The sequence below is a fragment of the Altererythrobacter sp. BO-6 genome, from assembly GCF_011047315.1.
Classification (GTDB): Bacteria; Pseudomonadota; Alphaproteobacteria; order Sphingomonadales; family Sphingomonadaceae; genus Erythrobacter.
In genome coordinates this window covers 931737-947128 of sequence record NZ_CP049259.1, presented here as the reverse complement: position 1 = coordinate 947128, position 15392 = coordinate 931737, and the positions used below count along the sequence as shown (strand labels likewise).

General features: G+C 62.9%; 14 protein-coding genes and 1 pseudogene. 10 read left to right on the top strand and 5 right to left on the bottom strand.

The window, feature by feature from the left end:
* Nucleotides 1-120: 120 nt before the first annotated feature.
* From G6N82_RS04640 to G6N82_RS04625, 4 genes are read left to right on the top strand one after another with little or no spacing between them, the layout of a single operon-like run.
* On the top strand, nucleotides 121-1845 hold the full coding sequence (locus tag G6N82_RS04640; RefSeq protein ID WP_165194188.1) for an IlvD/Edd family dehydratase: 1725 nt from the start codon (nucleotides 121-123) through the stop codon (nucleotides 1843-1845).
* A complete protein-coding gene (locus G6N82_RS04635; protein WP_165194186.1) occupies nucleotides 1845-2615 on the top strand; it encodes an SDR family NAD(P)-dependent oxidoreductase in 771 nt (256 codons plus the stop codon). The genes G6N82_RS04640 and G6N82_RS04635 overlap by 1 nt, the downstream gene beginning before the upstream one ends.
* Nucleotides 2615-3316: a FadR/GntR family transcriptional regulator gene (locus G6N82_RS04630; RefSeq protein WP_165194184.1), complete on the top strand. Its 702-nt coding sequence runs from the start codon at nucleotides 2615-2617 to the stop codon at nucleotides 3314-3316. The genes G6N82_RS04635 and G6N82_RS04630 overlap by 1 nt, the downstream gene beginning before the upstream one ends.
* Nucleotides 3309-4922, top strand: a complete 1614-nt coding sequence (locus G6N82_RS04625) for a right-handed parallel beta-helix repeat-containing protein (protein ID WP_165194182.1) — start codon at nucleotides 3309-3311, stop codon at nucleotides 4920-4922. Before G6N82_RS04630 ends, G6N82_RS04625 begins: the two co-directional genes overlap by 8 nt.
* 72 nt (nucleotides 4923-4994) lie before the next feature.
* Here the strand turns inward: G6N82_RS04625 and G6N82_RS04620 are convergent, their stop codons facing one another.
* On the bottom strand, nucleotides 4995-5618 hold the full coding sequence (locus G6N82_RS04620; RefSeq protein WP_165194179.1) for a 2-dehydro-3-deoxy-6-phosphogalactonate aldolase: 624 nt from the start codon (nucleotides 5616-5618) through the stop codon (nucleotides 4995-4997).
* A 116-nt stretch (nucleotides 5619-5734) separates the two neighbouring features.
* Between G6N82_RS04620 and G6N82_RS04615 the strand changes: the two are divergent.
* From G6N82_RS04615 to G6N82_RS04595, 5 genes and pseudogenes are all read left to right on the top strand, one after another.
* A pseudogene (locus G6N82_RS04615) lies at nucleotides 5735-7355 on the top strand (sodium/sugar symporter).
* A 4-nt stretch (nucleotides 7356-7359) separates the two neighbouring features.
* Nucleotides 7360-8256 (top strand): SMP-30/gluconolactonase/LRE family protein, encoded by an 897-nt coding sequence (locus tag G6N82_RS04610; protein ID WP_165194177.1) that lies wholly within the window; start codon nucleotides 7360-7362, stop codon nucleotides 8254-8256.
* Between the two features lie 4 nt (nucleotides 8257-8260).
* On the top strand, nucleotides 8261-9796 hold the full coding sequence (locus tag G6N82_RS04605) for a sialate O-acetylesterase (protein ID WP_165194174.1): 1536 nt from the start codon (nucleotides 8261-8263) through the stop codon (nucleotides 9794-9796).
* Nucleotides 9793-10827: a sugar kinase gene (locus G6N82_RS04600; protein WP_165194171.1), complete on the top strand. Its 1035-nt coding sequence runs from the start codon at nucleotides 9793-9795 to the stop codon at nucleotides 10825-10827. Before G6N82_RS04605 ends, G6N82_RS04600 begins: the two co-directional genes overlap by 4 nt.
* On the top strand, nucleotides 10824-11837 hold the full coding sequence (locus tag G6N82_RS04595; RefSeq protein WP_165194168.1) for a formylglycine-generating enzyme family protein: 1014 nt from the start codon (nucleotides 10824-10826) through the stop codon (nucleotides 11835-11837). Before G6N82_RS04600 ends, G6N82_RS04595 begins: the two co-directional genes overlap by 4 nt.
* Nucleotides 11838-11864: 27 nt before the next feature.
* On the opposite strand, the gene G6N82_RS04590 is transcribed toward G6N82_RS04595, so the two are convergent.
* The gene (locus tag G6N82_RS04590; protein WP_165194166.1) at nucleotides 11865-12341 is read right to left on the bottom strand and encodes an Lrp/AsnC family transcriptional regulator; all 477 of its coding nucleotides are present in this window, start codon (nucleotides 12339-12341) and stop codon (nucleotides 11865-11867) included.
* A gap of 106 nt (nucleotides 12342-12447) precedes the next feature.
* Here G6N82_RS04590 and G6N82_RS04585 point away from each other — a divergent pair, with 106 nt between their 5' ends.
* Nucleotides 12448-12696, top strand: a complete 249-nt coding sequence (locus G6N82_RS04585) for a DUF6356 family protein (protein WP_241255192.1) — start codon at nucleotides 12448-12450, stop codon at nucleotides 12694-12696.
* A 28-nt stretch (nucleotides 12697-12724) separates the two neighbouring features.
* Here G6N82_RS04585 and G6N82_RS04580 read toward each other — a convergent pair whose 3' ends face one another.
* From G6N82_RS04580 to G6N82_RS04570, 3 genes are read right to left on the bottom strand one after another with little or no spacing between them, the layout of a single operon-like run.
* Nucleotides 12725-13315: a 3,4-dihydroxy-2-butanone-4-phosphate synthase gene (locus tag G6N82_RS04580; protein WP_165194163.1), complete on the bottom strand. Its 591-nt coding sequence runs from the start codon at nucleotides 13313-13315 to the stop codon at nucleotides 12725-12727.
* The gene (locus G6N82_RS04575; protein ID WP_165194161.1) at nucleotides 13315-13890 is read right to left on the bottom strand and encodes an NAD(P)H-dependent oxidoreductase; all 576 of its coding nucleotides are present in this window, start codon (nucleotides 13888-13890) and stop codon (nucleotides 13315-13317) included. Before G6N82_RS04575 ends, G6N82_RS04580 begins: the two co-directional genes overlap by 1 nt.
* Nucleotides 13887-15383, bottom strand: coding sequence for a glycerol-3-phosphate dehydrogenase (locus G6N82_RS04570; RefSeq protein ID WP_165194158.1), 1497 nt, complete (start codon nucleotides 15381-15383; stop codon nucleotides 13887-13889). The genes G6N82_RS04575 and G6N82_RS04570 overlap by 4 nt, the downstream gene beginning before the upstream one ends.
* Between the last annotated feature and the right edge of the window lie 9 nt (nucleotides 15384-15392).

Genomic DNA, 15392 nt, shown 5'->3' with positions numbered 1-15392 from the left:
AACCCGCTGCTTTATTGCAGAAAAGACCTTGCGTTTAATAATAGTATTATTGAACAAATTTCAATAAGGTGTATGTGGCACATTCGGTCGTGGGACCGCATTGAATGAAAGTCATGTTGGATGGGTGATACGCCTAAAAAACTGCGCAGCGCGCACAGCTATGGCAAGCTGGACCGCGACGGGTTCATTCACCGCTCGTGGATGAAGGCGCAGGGCTATCCGGCCGATGCCTTCGACGGGCGACCGGTGATCGGCATCTGCAACACCTGGTCGGAAATCACGCCGTGCAATTCGCATATGCGCGAGCTGGCAGACTATGTGAAACGCGGCGTGTGGGAAGCGGGCGGGTTGCCGCTCGAATTCCCCGCCATGTCGCTGGGCGAAACACAAATGCGCCCCACAGCGATGCTGTTCCGCAATTTGCTGGCAATGGAGGTCGAAGAATCGATCCGCGGCAATCCCATTGACGGGGTGGTGCTGCTGGGCGGCTGCGACAAGACCACACCGGGGCAGATCATGGGCGCGGCGAGCGTCGACCTGCCGACCATCGTGGTTTCCTCCGGCCCGATGCTCAACGGCAAGTTCCGCGGGCGCGATATCGGCTCGGGCACCGATGTCTGGAAATTCTCCGAAGCGGTGCGCGCGGGCGAAATGACGCAGGACGAATTCATGGCCGCCGAAAGCGGCATGTCGCGTTCACGCGGGACATGTAACACCATGGGTTCGGCCTCCAGTTTCGCGGCGATTTCCGAGGCGCTGGGCGTATCGCTCAAATACAACGCCACGATCCCCGCGGTCGATGCCAATCGCCAGGCGATGTCGCACGCGACCGGGCGGCGGATCGTGGAGTTGGTGCGCCAGGACAAGCGCTTGTCGCACTTCCTCACCCGCGAGGCCTTCGAAAACGCGATCCGCGTGCATGCCGCGATCGGCGGATCGACCAATTCGGTGATCCACCTGCTGGCGCTGGCCGGGAGGGTCGGGGTCGAGCTCACGCTCGACGATTTCGACAGGTTGGCGGGGGACATGCCGCTGCTCGCCAACATCATGCCATCGGGGAAATACCTGATGGAAGATTTGCACTATGCCGGCGGCATGCCGGCGCTGATGTCAGCCATGGCGGAAAAGCTTCACCTGGGCGTTGAGACGGTTTCAGGCATGACGCTGGGCGAGCAGATCGCCGGTGCGGAAATCTACAATCCCGAAGTGATTGCGACTCCGGACCAGCCTTTCAAGGAGCGCTCGGGAATCTGGGTGCTGCGCGGCAATATCGCGCCCGATGGCGCAATCATCAAACCCAGCGCTGCCTCGCCGAACCTGCTCAAGCATCGCGGCAAGGCGGTGGTGTTCGAGACGATCGAGGACTTCAAGGAGCGGATCGACGATCCCGATCTCGAAGTGGACGCAAACTCGATCCTTGTGCTCAAGGGCTGCGGGCCGAAAGGGTACCCGGGCATGCCTGAAGTCGGCAACATGCCGCTGCCGCAAAAGCTGCTGGCGCAGGGCGTGACGGACATGGTGCGCATTTCCGACGCACGGATGAGCGGTACGGCGTTCGGCACGGTTGTGCTGCATACTTCGCCGGAGACATCGATCGGCGGGCCGCTCGGCCTGGTCGAGACAGGCGACGAAATCGAGCTCGATGCGGAGGCGCGCAGCGTCAACCTGCTGGTTTCGGACGAGGAACTGGCGCGCCGCGCCGCTTTGCGTCCACCCGAAGCATTCGACACCACGCGCGGCTATGTCGCGCTCCATCGCCGGCACGTCATGCAGGCACATCTCGGGGCTGACCTCGACTTCCTGGTCGGCAGCAGCGGCGCCGAAGTGAAGCGGGAGAGCCACTGATGAGCCGCTATGCGATCTATCCGAGCCTGAGCGGCGTTCCCGTCTTCATCACCGGCGGTGCGACCGGGATCGGCGCGGCGATGGTCGAGGCCTTTGCCGGGCAAGGCGCGATAGTGGGCCATATCGACCTTGCCGAAGATGCCGCCGCTGAGTTGGGCGAGGCAATTGCAGAGGCAGGCCACGCGCGTCCCTGGTTCCGCAAGGTGGACGTGACCGATGTCGCCGCGCTCAAGGGGGCGATTGCCGACTTTGCCGCGCAGGCTGGCGGGCTGGGCGTGCTGGTCAACAATGTCGCAAACGACACGCGTCATGACCCGCTCGAAACCAGCGAAGAGAGCTGGCGCAAGTGCATGGCGGTCAATCTCGATTGCGCCTTCTTTGCATCTCAGCAGGCGATCGAGCTGATGCGGGTCAGCGGCAAGGGCGGCTCGATCGTCAACTTCTCGTCGATCAATGCGGTGCTCGGCCCGGCCAACATGCCCGGCTATGTCACCGCCAAGGCCGGCCTCTTGGGCATGACCAAGGCGCTGGCGCGCGAATACGGCGTCGACAAAATCCGTGTGAACACCATCCTGCCCGGTTGGGTCGTAACCCAGCGCCAGCTCGATCTGTGGTTGACCCCGGAGGCGGAAGCCGAATGGATGGAGCAAGTCTGCCTGAAAGAACGGATCGAACCGCGCGATTCGGCCAATCTCGCGCTGTTCCTGGCCGCCGATGACAGCCGCATGATCACCAACCAGCATTTCGTAATCGATGGAGGCAGGGTCTGATGGCCAGCCAATATCTCACCCGCGAACTGGTTGAAATGCTCGGCAGCAAGATTGTGCGCGGCGATACGCCGTCTGACGGCAGTCTGCCGATCGAAGCGGACCTGGCCAAGGAATACGAAACCTCGCGCACCGTGATCCGCGAAGCGATCAAGATGCTCACGGCCAAGGGGCTGGTTGGTTCGCGCCCGCGCCGCGGCACCTATGTCGAGCCGGAATCGAAATGGAATATCCTCGACCCCGACGTCCTGCGCTGGATCCTGCAACGCCGCTTCTCGTTCGAGCTGATGCGTGACTTCCTGGTGGTGCGCGAAGGGATCGAGCCGAAGGCGGCGGCGGCGGCGGCGTTGCGTCAGGACAAGGCGGCGATTGCCGAAATCGCGCGCAGGCTCGACGATATGCGCGAGGCCGAAGCCGGACGGATGGATTCGCTGGAAGCCGATATCGCTTTCCACATCGCGATCCTCCATGCCAGCGGCAATCGCTTTTTCGTCCAGTTCAGCCATGTGATCGAGACCGCGCTGCGCTTCTCGATCCGGCTGACCAATTCGGCCAAGGGCGTGCGCACCGCCAGCGTGCCCGACCATGAGAAGATCTACGTCGCCATCGAAAAGGGTGACGCCAAGAGTGCGGACGAGGCCGCCCACGCGCTTCTGAAGGAGGCTATCCGCTTGCTCGACGAGCGTGCCCGGTCCGGTGAATAGCGGGAGTGCGCTCACCAGCGCTTTCTGGGCGGTGCTCTTCGCACTGCTTTCGCTGGCACAATCACCGGGCTTGCGTGGTGAGGAACCCGGCAAACCAGGGACAAGCTATTTCGTAAGCAGCGCCGGTGACGATCAAGCAACTGGCGAGAGCCCCTCCCAGGCGTGGCGAACCCTCGAACGTGTAAGCGAGGCGCGTTTCGATCCAGGCGACCGGGTCTTGTTCAGGGCCGGCGATACCTTCCCCGGCCAGTTGAGGATCCGATCTTCCGGTGCGCCGGGCATGCCATTGGTGTTTGCGCATTATGGCCAAGGGAGCAAGCCTGTCATCGACGGCGGAGCTACGTCTGATGGGCAGTTTGCCTCCGCCATCGCAATCTGGAACCAGCAGTACATCGAGATCAGCGATCTCGAGATTGCCAATGACGTTCGCCGCGCGCTTCCCGGCGAGCCGAAGGAGGCGAGTTTCGGCATAAGCCTGCTGAATTCGAATGGCGGAAAGCTTGAGCATTTTCGCTTCCGCAACCTGACCATCAGGGACATCTTTGCCGAACGGCTCTCGCACGAAGATGAGCAGGCTTTCAACCGGGTACGGATCGCCGGCATCCGCATTTCCACCATTAGTGCCGGAGGCAAGGAAGTGCCCTCCTATTTCCGCGATGTCGTTATCGAGGACAGCCATTTCGAACGCAGCGGACGCTTCGGTGTGATGATCACCCACGATGGGGCGGGGGAGGGATATCGGGATGCGCACACCCGCGATCCCGACACCGAATTCAACCGCGATATCGTGATCCGCAACAACCGCTTTTTCGATATGGGCGGAAGCGCCGTCCTGCTGTCCGGCGCGCGCATGGTACTGGTGGAAAACAATGATTTCACGCGCACCGGATCGTCACTGGTGCCAGCTCGAATGGTAGGCAGGGGCAGTGGAGCCTGGGTGTTCAATTCGGCTGAAGTCGTGGCCCAGCACAATCGATCGAACCATGTCCGCGGCTACAAGGACAGCTACGGTATGCATGTCGATTTTGGTAACCGCGACATCCTCTACCAGTACAATTTCTCGCATGACAGCGAGGGCGGGTTCGTCGAGATTCTCGGCAGGAACCGCAACATTATCTGGCGCTACAACATCAGCGTGAACGACGGCCTGCGCGAGAAGGTCGGAAATACGCTGTGGCTCAGCCCGTTTTCGCGCGGGACCGTCCCCTCCGATGAAATCTATATCTATAACAACACGGTGTTCGTGCGCCCGGGTCTCTATCCCGATCTCGATTTCCGCGCGCGGCGCATATGTTTGGAACAACATCTTCTATGCCTCACGCGAAGCGATGATCGGCGAGACGATGCGGCTCGAGCTGAGCGGCGGCGAGCTCGAGCTGCAGGGCAATCTCTTTTTCGGGCGGGTAAACGAGGCTTTTCGGGCACTCGATCAGCAGGCCGTAGCGATGGATCCGCGCTTCGCCGATCCCGGTTCGAGCGTGGCGGCGGGATATCAACTGCGCGCTGGCAGTCCCGCGCTGGGTGGTGGTGCGATGGTCCGACATCCGCGATTTCCAGCAGCGGGGCGGGGCGTACTAGCCACGGTCAGCGAAGTGCCGGTGGTTGATTTCTTCGGCACGCCGTTTGACCTAAAGACTTCCCCGGGGATCGGCGCCGTGATCACTTTGGCACAAGAATCTCAAACAGCCGCAGCGCGATAGGCTGCCACAATTGCTGCCGCGTCACGCGCGATCTCGCTGGTCGGCTTGCCCGGCTTGAACAATGCGCTGCCCATCCCGAATCCAGCCGCTCCGGCATTGAGGTATTCGCGCATATTGCCGGCATTGATGCCGCCAACGACATAGACCGGCGCTGCAGGTGGCAACACGGCTTTCACCGCCTTCACGGCGCCGGGCGAAAACAGTTCGGCCGGGAAAATCTTGAGCCCGCTTGCACCCGCGCCCAGCGCGGTAAACATCTCGGTCGGGGTCAGGACGCCGGGCAAGGATACCATTCCATGGCTCGCCGTGCGCTCGATCACCGCGGGGTTGCAATTGGGCGAAACCACCAGTCGCGCGCCCACGTCGTTCAACGCATCGACCTGTTGGGTCGTCAGCACGGTCCCTGCGCCAACCAGCGCCCGTTCGCCCAGTGCGTCGGCTATTGAGCCGATACTGCGCAGCGGCTCAGGTGAATTGAGCGGAACTTCGAGGATATCGAATCCGGCCTCGATCAGCGCCTCGGCAACCTCCACCGCGCGGTCCGGTTCCAGCCCGCGCAGAATGGCGACCAGTGGCAACCGCCCGGCAAGCTCATGATGCATAGCGCTTTTCTTCCCCTCCGATGCGTGCCGTTTCTGGCTCTGCGAAAACCCCTCGATTCCCTATTGCTTAATTATACTATTAATGCAATCAATGTCTGGGGAGAGGGAGAGAAAACATGGGTCTCGCGACAATCGATATCGTCGTGATCGTGGTCTACGCGGTCTTCATATTCGGTTTGGCGCAATTCGTCAGCCGGGAAAAGGACGGCAAGGCAAAGGACAGCTCGGATTACTTCCTGGCATCGAAGAGCCTGCCGTGGTGGGCGATCGGTGCTTCGCTGATCGCAGCCAATATCTCCGCCGAGCAAATCATCGGCATGTCGGGCTCGGGCTATGCCATTGGCCTAGCGATCGCCTCCTACGAATGGATGGCCGCGCTGACGCTGCTGATCGTCGGCAAGTACTTCCTGCCGATCTTCCTGAAGAACCGCATCTACACGATGCCGCAGTTCCTGGAGCAGCGGTACGGCACCAATATCCGCACATTGATGGCGCTGTTCTGGCTGGCGCTCTACGTCTTTGTAAACCTGACCTCGGTGCTCTGGCTGGGCTCGCTGGCAGTGACAACTGTCACTGGCATCGACCAGACCACCGCGATGTTTGCGATTGCCGCATTTTCGCTGCTCTACCAGCTCTACGGCGGGCTCAAGGCCGTCGCGCTCACCGATATCGTGCAGGTCACGCTGCTGGTGCTGGGCGGGATCATGATCAGCGTCATTACGCTCAATGAAGTGGGCGGGGACGCCGGTTTCGTTGGTGGCTTCGTGCGCCTGACCGAAGAGCTGCCGGGCAAATTCGACATGATCCTGTCTCCCGACAATCCGTTCTACAGTGACCTTCCGGGCATTTCCGTACTGATCGGCGGAATGTGGATCGCGAACCTCGCCTATTGGGGGTTCAACCAGTACATCATCCAGCGTGCGCTGGCCGCCAAGAGCGTGGCCGAGGCGCAGAAGGGGATTGTGTTTGCAGCCTTCCTGAAACTTCTCGTGCCCTTCATTGTCGTGGTGCCGGGCATCGCGGCGGTGATCCTGGCGCCGGATCTTGAGCGGCCGGACCAGGCCTATCCGATGATGATGAACCTGCTCCCGGCGGGCATTCTCGGCCTCGTTTTCGCGGCGCTGATCGCGGCGGTGGTCGGAACGCTCGCTTCGATGATCAACTTCGATCGGGACGATCTTCACGCTCGACCTTTATGCCAAGTTCACGGGGCGCCACAGCCTGGCGGAAGACAATGAGGCCGATGGCGAAGCAGGGCCGCGATCGACCTCCGAAGGCGAAAAGCATCTGGTACTGGTCGGCCGGATCACAGCGGTGGTGTCGATAACCATAGCGGCGCTGACCGCACGCCCCCTGCTGGGCGGATCGGATCAGGCGTTCCAGTTCATCCAGGAATTCTCCGGCTTCTTCACGCCGGGCATCACGGTCATTTTCCTGCTCGGCATGTTCTGGAAGAAGGCGAGCGAGGCGGGCGCGATCGGCGCGGCGGTGGCATCCGTTGGCCTGTCCTACCTGTTCAAGGCGCTGCTGCCCACGCTGCCCTTCATCGACCGGATGGGCATCGTGTTCCTGACGGCTCTGGCGCTCGCCATCGTGCTGTCGCTGGTTTTCCCGGCAGCGGCGGGCAAGGATCGGGTCTCGACCGAGGGGATTTCCTATCGGACCACGTCGGGCTTCAATATCGCCTCGCTGGCTGTCATCGCCATACTGATCGCGTTCTATACGACCTGGTGGTGACGAGATGGATGCAGAGCAGTACGAACTGGTCGGGACCATCCCAACGCAATGCGTGCTGGGCGAGGGGCCTGTCTGGGACGGGCGGCTCTGCGCGCTGTGGCTGACCGATATCCAGCAGGCGCAATTGCTGCGGATCGACTGGCCTTCGCAGGCGATAACGCGGTTCGACCTGCCTGAACGGCTTGGGTCGCTCGGGCTTACGGCGGATCCCGAGCAACTGGTCTGCGCCTTTGCCAGCGGGTTTGCACTCTGCCGGCCAGCGACCGGGCAGATCGACTGGCTGTTCCGTACCGAGCCCGAATATCGCGGCGTTCGGATGAACGACGGGCGGGTTGACCGGCAGGGCCGTTTCTGGGCGGGCAGCATGGTCGAGCGCGAAGCGGGTTCCCCGCCCGAGCGCGGCTCGCTGTGGCGGCTCGACCGCGCCGATCGCAGCACGCCGCATATCCTGCTGAGCGGGATCACCATCAGCAATTCGACCTGCTTTTCGCCGGCTGGCGACCGGCTCTATTTTACCGACACGCCGAGCCAGGAAATCGCCAGCTATGCGCTCGCGCCTGAAGGTTCGATATCAGACCGGCGCGTGTTTACGCGGCTGGCAGGCGAGGCCTATCCTGACGGGTCTGAAGTCGATGCAAAGGGGCGTTTGTGGAATGCCGAATGGGGTTCAGGCAGGGTTACCGCCTACAATCCTGATGGCAGCCTATTCACGCAAATCAATCTGCCGGTGTCGCAGGCGACCTGCATCGCGTTTGGCGGACCGGAGCTCGACCTCCTGTTCGTGACGACTGCGCGCGAGGGCCTGCCAGACGATCGGCTGGCGCTGGAGCCGCATGCGGGCGATGTGCTGGTCTACCGCCTCGGCGTGAAGGGCCTGCCCGCGCCGGTCTTTCGTGGTTAGCGCGATGACAAGCTGGCTAGGCAAGGCCCTGTTCGTCGCGGCGCTTGTCCTGCCGACGCCGGGCTTAGCGCAATCGCTGACATTTGGACCGGCGTTGTCCGATGGCGCGGTGCTCCAGCGCGGACAGCCGATCGAAGTGACCGGCAGCGCCGCCGCGGGCGCGAAGGTCAGCGTCGAATTCGCGGGGACACAGGCAGATACGACCGCCAGCAAGGATGGCGCCTGGCGTGTGACGCTCCCGGCAATGGCGTCGGGGGAGAACCTGGCGCTTGTCGCGACCAGCGGCGGCGAGCGGCTGGAGCTGGAGGGCATTCGCATCGGCGAGGTCTTCCTCTGTTCAGGCCAGTCGAACATGCAGTTCAGCATGGCCCAGACGGCGCTTGAAGCACGCGAGCGCAAGCTCCCGATCGATCGTAATATCGGCCTCCTCTCGGTTCCGACTGCGACCGCACGGGTCGAGCAGGCGCACTTTTCCGAACCTGCGAAATGGACCACTGCGTATGGCGGATCGGGCGATTTTTCCGCCGTGTGCCTGATTGCCGGGCGCGCGATCGCACAGGCGCAGGCTGTGCCGGTGGGCCTTATCGATGCTTCGATGGGCGGCACGCCGATCGAGGCTTGGCTCCCCTATGAGGGACTGCAGCAAGCGGGTGGAATGGAGGAGGCGCTCGCTATCCTGGATGAATTCCGCGCCGATCCGGCGGCGGCGGAAGCGCGCTTCGGATCGCAGCTCGATGCATTGTGGCAGATGCCACCACCGCCGGGGCAGGAACCGGGGCGGCCGCGCCTGGGCTATGCCAATCTGTTCAATGCCATGATTGCGCCGCTCGGGCGGATGCGGATGGCCGGAGTCATCTGGTACCAGGGCGAGAACAACACACGCCGTCCAAATGCCCGCGCTGCTTACCAGTCGCAGCTCGAGGCGCTGCTCGCAAGTTGGCGCGCGAGGTTCGGTGAGGACCTGCCGTTCGCCATCGTCCAGCTTGCCCCCTTCGGGCCTTTGTCGAGCGAGCCAGCGGAACACAATTGGGCGGAAGTGCGCGAAGCACAGCGCCGCGTCGCCGAAGCCGACCGGCGTGCCGGACTTGTGGTGACCAGCGACGTCGGCGAGCGGCTCGACATCCATCCGCCGCTAAAGAAGCCAGTGGGCTTGCGGGCCGCGGCTGTCCTTTCGCACCTTCTGTATGCCGCGCCGGCGGGGACGCTTGGTCCGCGTCCGATCGATGCCCGGCGCGAGGGTGGCGAGGTTCGCGTGCGGATTGCCGGCGGCAATGCCGGGCTGATGGCCGCCAGCTGGGGCAGGCCAGGGCCTTTCATGCTGTGCCATACCGCTGCAAACCGCGAATGTCGCTTCGCCGACGCTCGCTTGATTGGTGATAGCGTTGCTGTCGAGATTCCAGAGGGTTTCACATTTGATCTGGTGCGCTATTGCTGGGGCGCCGCACCGATCTGCAATGTCTTTGACGGGCAGCAGCGACCCTTGGGGCCGTTCGAACTCCTGGTTGAGCCGAACGATGCGAATGATGGAAAGGCTGGATGACGTCTGATCGATATAATCAAGCGCCGCGGATTGTTTGTTTTGGCGAAATTCTGCTGCGGCTCGCTGCTCCGTCCACGCAATTGCTGTTTCAGGAGCCGGTGCTTGAACCGACCTTTTGCGGGGCGGAGGCGAATGTTGCGGCAAACCTGGCGGGCCTGGGGCATCGTGCCCGCATGGTATCCGCCCTCCCGGACAATCCGGTCGGCGAGGCTGCGGCGCGCGCCATCGCGGGATTTGGTGTCGCGCTGGCGGCGCCACGCGTGGCATCCTCGCGCCTTGGCACCTATTACCTCCAGCCCGGGGCAATGACCCGTTCTCCGCGCGTTACCTATGATCGCGCGGGATCGGCTTTCGCGCAAATCGACCCTGGCAGCTATGACTGGCCAACGCTCCTCGCGGGGGCCGAATGGCTGTTTGTCGGCGGGATCACTGCAGCACTGGGAGACAAGGCGCTTGCCGCACTGCGCGAGGCGATCGCGCAGGCGCAGACGATGGGATTGAAGATCGCCTTTGACACCAATTACCGGCCGGCCTTGTGGCAGGGGCGCGAAGATCAGGCAGCGGGAATCCTGCGCGATCTCTCGCTTGAGGCGGACCTGATCTTTGCCGGACGCCGCGCGACCGCGATGATGGTGGGCGGCAGCTACGATCACGCCGATCCGGACGAAGGTTTCCACGAGGCGGCGCAAGCCATGTTTGCCGCCTCTGCGCGCTTGCAGCACATGGCCGCGACGCGGCGGGTGGTCCATTCGTCTGATCGCCAAGATCTGACCGGGCTGGTGGCCGATCGAAGCGGCAGCTCTGCAAGTGCGACGGTTGCGCTGGAAAATATCGTCGACCGGGTCGGCACGGGTGATGCCTTTGCCGCGGGCGTGATGCACGCCTTGCTGACCCGCATGTCGCGCGATGAGGCTGCGACATTCGCCACGGCCTGCGCCGAATGGGCGCATTCGGTGCGCGGGGATATCATGCTGGCGACGCTGGCGGATGTCGAAGCAATCGCCAGCGGCAGCAGGGATGTGCGGCGTTGAGGCAAGTTACGGCGATCGCATTGTTGCTGGCAATTGCCGCCTGCAGCGGGCCGGAAGAAAGTGCGGAACTTCCCACGTCGGCGCTCGATTTCGCGGCGGCGAAGACCTGCGCAACTCCGCCCGATGCGCCGGTGCGGATCGAAGGCGGAACTTTCACCATGGGCAGCAGCGCGGTCTACGCCGAGGAAGGCCCGGAACGTCAGACAACGGTTGGCGGATTCTGGATCGACCCGCACGAAGTGACCAATCGGCAATTTGCCCAATTCGTTCAGGCTACCGGCTATGTCACAGTCGCGGAGAAACCGGTCGATCCGGAGATGTTCGGCGTGCCGGTGGAACAGATCCCCGCCTTCATGCTTGAACCGGGTTCGGCGGTCTTTACCCCGCCCGACAAGCCTTCGCGCAATTACAATGATTGGTGGGAATACCTGCCCGGAGCGAACTGGAAGAAGCCCTACGGTCCGGAAGGTCCGGATGCGGTGCCCGACCAGCCGGTGGTCCACCTCGCCTGGGATGATATGCAGGCCTATGCGGCTTGGAAAGGCGGCCGGATCCCCACGGAGGCCGAATGGGAATATGCGGCCAGTGCCGGCGAGCAGAAATATACTGAGCAGCCCGCGCCCGAACTCGCCAACAGCTGGCAGGGTGTCTTCCCCGTCGCCAATGAGGCGAGCGACGGGTTCAAGGGCATCGCCCCGGTCGGCTGCTTCAAACCCAATGCATTCGGGCTGTACGACATGGTCGGCAATGTCTGGGAAGTGACCGCGGATTTCTTCCGCGCGGGCCATGACCCGGAAGATCGCGACAATCCGCGCGGGCCAAGCGAGAACGACGCATATGATCCGCTCAATCCGGGCTTCTCAAGCCGGGTGATGAAGGGCGGCAGCTATCTGTGCGCACCTAACTATTGCCAGCGCTATCGTCCTGAAAGCCGCCATGGCCGCGACCCGGGCCTGGGCGCGTCAAATGTCGGGTTCAGATTGGTATACGACGGTTTGCCCGCTTCCTGAACCGCCATTCCACATGACGGAGCGCGATTAACCTGGCCGTGGCAGCGCGGTTGTGCTTTTCATTTCCTCCATCGAAAAGCTGGCAGTCACATCAGCCAGGCCGGGCACGCGGCGGATCAACCGCTGGTAGATCCGGTCATAATCGGCGATGTCGCGGACCCGCAGCTTCAGCATGTAATCGATGTCGCCCGCCATGCGGTGGCATTCGCTGATCTCGTCGATCCCGGCGATTGCCTCGTGAAAGGCAGTGAGCCATTCGGCATCGTGGCGCGCGGTCCGGATTGCGACGAATACGGTGGTCTTGAAGCCGACCCGCGCCGCATCAACCAGTGCGACCCGGCGCGCGATCACGCCCGCATCCTCCATCCGTTTGATCCGCCGCCAGCACGGATTGCTGGACAGCCCGACGCGCTCGGCAATGGCCTGCACCGGCAGCGAGGCGTCCATTTGCAGGATTCCAAGGATTGCCCAGTCCTTGGAATCTAACTCGACTGAATCGCCCATAGACAGTGTGATTAACCCAATTAGACTGTTATTTCCACAAAACTTTGGGATTTTTTTGCGGTTCAGCGGTGCTATTCCTTCGTCTGCAACCATACAGGGAATTTCTGTGGACCGCAGCGCTATCAGCAAGGCATTTATCGAGCATCCGGCATCGGTCGGCGAAACCTATGGCGAGCATCTGGTCCATGCGACCGGCTTTGGGGTGCGGATGGTGCTGGGTGGGCTGGCGTGCATCCTCCACGGTCTGTTGCCGTTCCTGTTCGTCAAGACCGGCAGCAAACAGATCGAAACGCTGCACGGCAAGATGGTGGTCAATCGCAGCAAACTGCCGCAACCGCTCGATTTCGTGATCTAACGCCCGAAAGCCGGCGAACGATCACCGGTCAGCTGCGCATGATTTGCCCGATGTCAGCCACTGCAAGCTGATGTCGCTCGACCAGTTCCTGAAGGTCCTCGATCCGCGCCATCTCGCCATCGTCGCGTATGATCGAACAGATCACCGCAGCATCGCCCGCGCCGGCCATGCGGCACAAGTGGATCGAGGCTTCGGCTGCCGCGGGACGTTCCTTTACACCGCCTTCTGCCGTGATCAGCGGGAAGACATGGCCGGGCGAGACGAGGTCGCTGGCGCTGGCATCGGGCGCCATGGCGACCTTGACCGTATGCGCGCGGTCCGCCGCTGATATGCCGGTGGTGACGCCGGTCGCAGCTTCGATCGAGCGGCCATGCGGGCGGCCCGATTGCTGTTCGCGGCCCGGGTTGATCAGCTCGATCCCCAGCTTCACCGCGCGCGCCGGGGTCAGTGCCAGGCAGATCAGCCCGCGCCCGTGCATCGCCATGAAATTGATCGCTTCCGGCGTTACATGCTGGGCCGCGACGCAGAAATCGATATCGCCGCCGCGCAGCCGGTCACCGGTGATGACGATGATGCGCCCTTTGGCCAGCGCATCGAGTGCGGGTTGCAGGCCTTCCATCACGCACCTGTGTCAAGCGATGCGAGCGCGCGGGCGCCGCGAAATGTCTGGCGCCCGACCAGTTCGAGCTGGAGCCGGGCACGGTCTTCGAGGCATTCGCCATCGGGCGAGAAAAGGCCGTGATAGGTGCGGATCGTCGCGCCCATCGGAGTCGGCCAGCCGCGCAGGGCATGGACGATGCTGCGCATTGTGAGCAGCGTGCTCATGGTCGCCTGATCTCCATAGGCGGTAGCGATCAGGCCAACGGCGCGACCGTCAAGATAGGGGCGCTCGTCCTTGGCCAGGTCTTCGAGATAGTCGAGCGCGTTCTTGACCAGGCCGGAGAGCGTGCCGTGATAGCCGGGAGCAGCCACGATCACGCCATGCGCCTGGCGGACCGCCTCGACCAGTTCGGCGCCGCTGCCGGCCTCGTATCCCGCGCCGCGATAATGCGGGAGGGTTCCAAGATATTCGCCGCCGAAGATCGATACCTCCGCGCCTTCGCTACCCGCCTGTGCCGCGGCGAGCCGCAGCGCCTGTTCGGTGGTGCTGCCCGGATTGACGGTGCCGCCGATGCCGACGATCCTGATGGTCATGCTGGTACCTTTTCCGTTAGATATGCTGACAAGCGTGCCGCTTCTTCAGGCGAGAAGCGCAGGCCCAGCTTGGTCCGGCGCCACAAAATATCCTCTGCCGTCATGGCCCATTCCTGCGCAACGAGGAAGTCCACTTCGACTTGCGTCAGGCCATGGCCGAAATGTTCTCCGCAATCGGCCAGCGATTGTGCTTCGCCCAGAAACGTCCAGGCGCGGGTGCCATAGGCATGGACCAGCCGGTACGCCCAGTCGGCTTCAAGGAAGGGGTAGCGCGCGGCAAGCTCGGCGACCTTCGCATCTGCCGTGCCAACCGCAAAGTCCCCGCCGGGCAGCGGTGCCGCATCGGTCCAGCCCGGCTGGTCGAGTTGCGGCATGCGCGAGGCCAGCTTGTCCATCGCGTCCTGCGCCAAATGGCGATAGGTGGTCAGCTTCCCGCCAAACACAGAAAGCATCGGTGCGCCTTCGTTTTCGTCTGACAATTCGAGCGTGTAGCCGCGTGTTGCCGCTTCGGGCCGTCCGGAACCATCGTCGAGCAGCGGGCGCACGCCCGAATAGGTCCATACGACATCGTCGGGCGAAACATACTTCCTGAAAAACCTGCTTGCGCCTTCGCACAGATATTCGATTTCCTCGGCGCTCGCTTCGACCTTGTCGAGCCCGCCCTTGTGGTCGACATCGGTGGTGCCGATCAGGGTGAAGTCATGCTCATAGGGTATGGCGAAGAAAATCCGCCCGTCGGGCAGCTGGAAGAAATAGGCGAAGCTGTGATCAAACAGCTTCTTCACGACAATGTGCGACCCGCGCACCAGCCGCATCCCGTGCTCGGCGGGCTCATGCGCGAGGCCAAGCAGCTTGAGCACGGCAGGGCCGGCGGCATTGACCACGGCGCGGGCATGGAACGCCTCGCCGCCTGCCTCGATCCGCCACAGATCGCCCTCGCGCGCCAAAGAGGTGACGCGGCAACGGGTGCGGACTTCGGCCCCGCGATCGGCAGCATCGCGGGCGTTGAGCACCACCAGCCGGGCATCATCCACCCAGCAGTCCGAATAGACGAAGGCCTTGGTGAATTCGGGTTTGAGCGGAGCGCCCGCGGGATGCTTTGCCAGCGCAATATTCTCGGTCGCGGGCAACAGCTTGCGCCCGCCGATATGATCGTAAAGAAACAGCCCCAGCCGCACCAGCCAACGCGGTCGCAGGCCCGGCACATGCGGCAGCACGAAACGCAGCGGCCAGGCGATGTGCGGGGCGATCCGCCACAGCCGCTCACGTTCGGACAGGCTCTCGCGCACCAGGCCGAATTCGTAATGCTCGAGATAGCGCAGACCGCCGTGGATCAGCTTGGTCGAAGCCGAGGAGGTGCCCCCGGCCAGGTCGCCCGCCTCGAGCAGCAGCACTTTCGCCCCGCGTCCCGCCGCATCGCGCGCGATGCCGCAACCATTCACCCCGCCGCCAATCACGGCGAGGTCGAATGGTGGGGGAGAGGCGTCAGTCATCGGTTCAGA

What these genes read in the sequence shown, in the direction of transcription:
- G6N82_RS04640 (WP_165194188.1), top strand. Translation starts at nt 121, where the DNA reads ATGGGTGATACGCCTAAAAAACTGCGCAGCGCGCACAGCTATGGCAAG.
- G6N82_RS04635 (WP_165194186.1), top strand. Translation starts at nt 1,845, where the DNA reads ATGAGCCGCTATGCGATCTATCCGAGCCTGAGCGGCGTTCCCGTCTTC.
- G6N82_RS04630 (WP_165194184.1), top strand. Translation starts at nt 2,615, where the DNA reads ATGGCCAGCCAATATCTCACCCGCGAACTGGTTGAAATGCTCGGCAGC.
- G6N82_RS04620 (WP_165194179.1), bottom strand. Translation starts at nt 5,618, where the DNA reads ATGCATCATGAGCTTGCCGGGCGGTTGCCACTGGTCGCCATTCTGCGC.
- G6N82_RS04610 (WP_165194177.1), top strand. Translation starts at nt 7,360, where the DNA reads ATGGATGCAGAGCAGTACGAACTGGTCGGGACCATCCCAACGCAATGC.
- G6N82_RS04605 (WP_165194174.1), top strand. Translation starts at nt 8,261, where the DNA reads ATGACAAGCTGGCTAGGCAAGGCCCTGTTCGTCGCGGCGCTTGTCCTG.
- G6N82_RS04600 (WP_165194171.1), top strand. Translation starts at nt 9,793, where the DNA reads ATGACGTCTGATCGATATAATCAAGCGCCGCGGATTGTTTGTTTTGGC.
- G6N82_RS04590 (WP_165194166.1), bottom strand. Translation starts at nt 12,341, where the DNA reads ATGGGCGATTCAGTCGAGTTAGATTCCAAGGACTGGGCAATCCTTGGA.
- G6N82_RS04580 (WP_165194163.1), bottom strand. Translation starts at nt 13,315, where the DNA reads ATGGAAGGCCTGCAACCCGCACTCGATGCGCTGGCCAAAGGGCGCATC.
- G6N82_RS04575 (WP_165194161.1), bottom strand. Translation starts at nt 13,890, where the DNA reads ATGACCATCAGGATCGTCGGCATCGGCGGCACCGTCAATCCGGGCAGC.
- G6N82_RS04570 (WP_165194158.1), bottom strand. Translation starts at nt 15,383, where the DNA reads ATGACTGACGCCTCTCCCCCACCATTCGACCTCGCCGTGATTGGCGGC.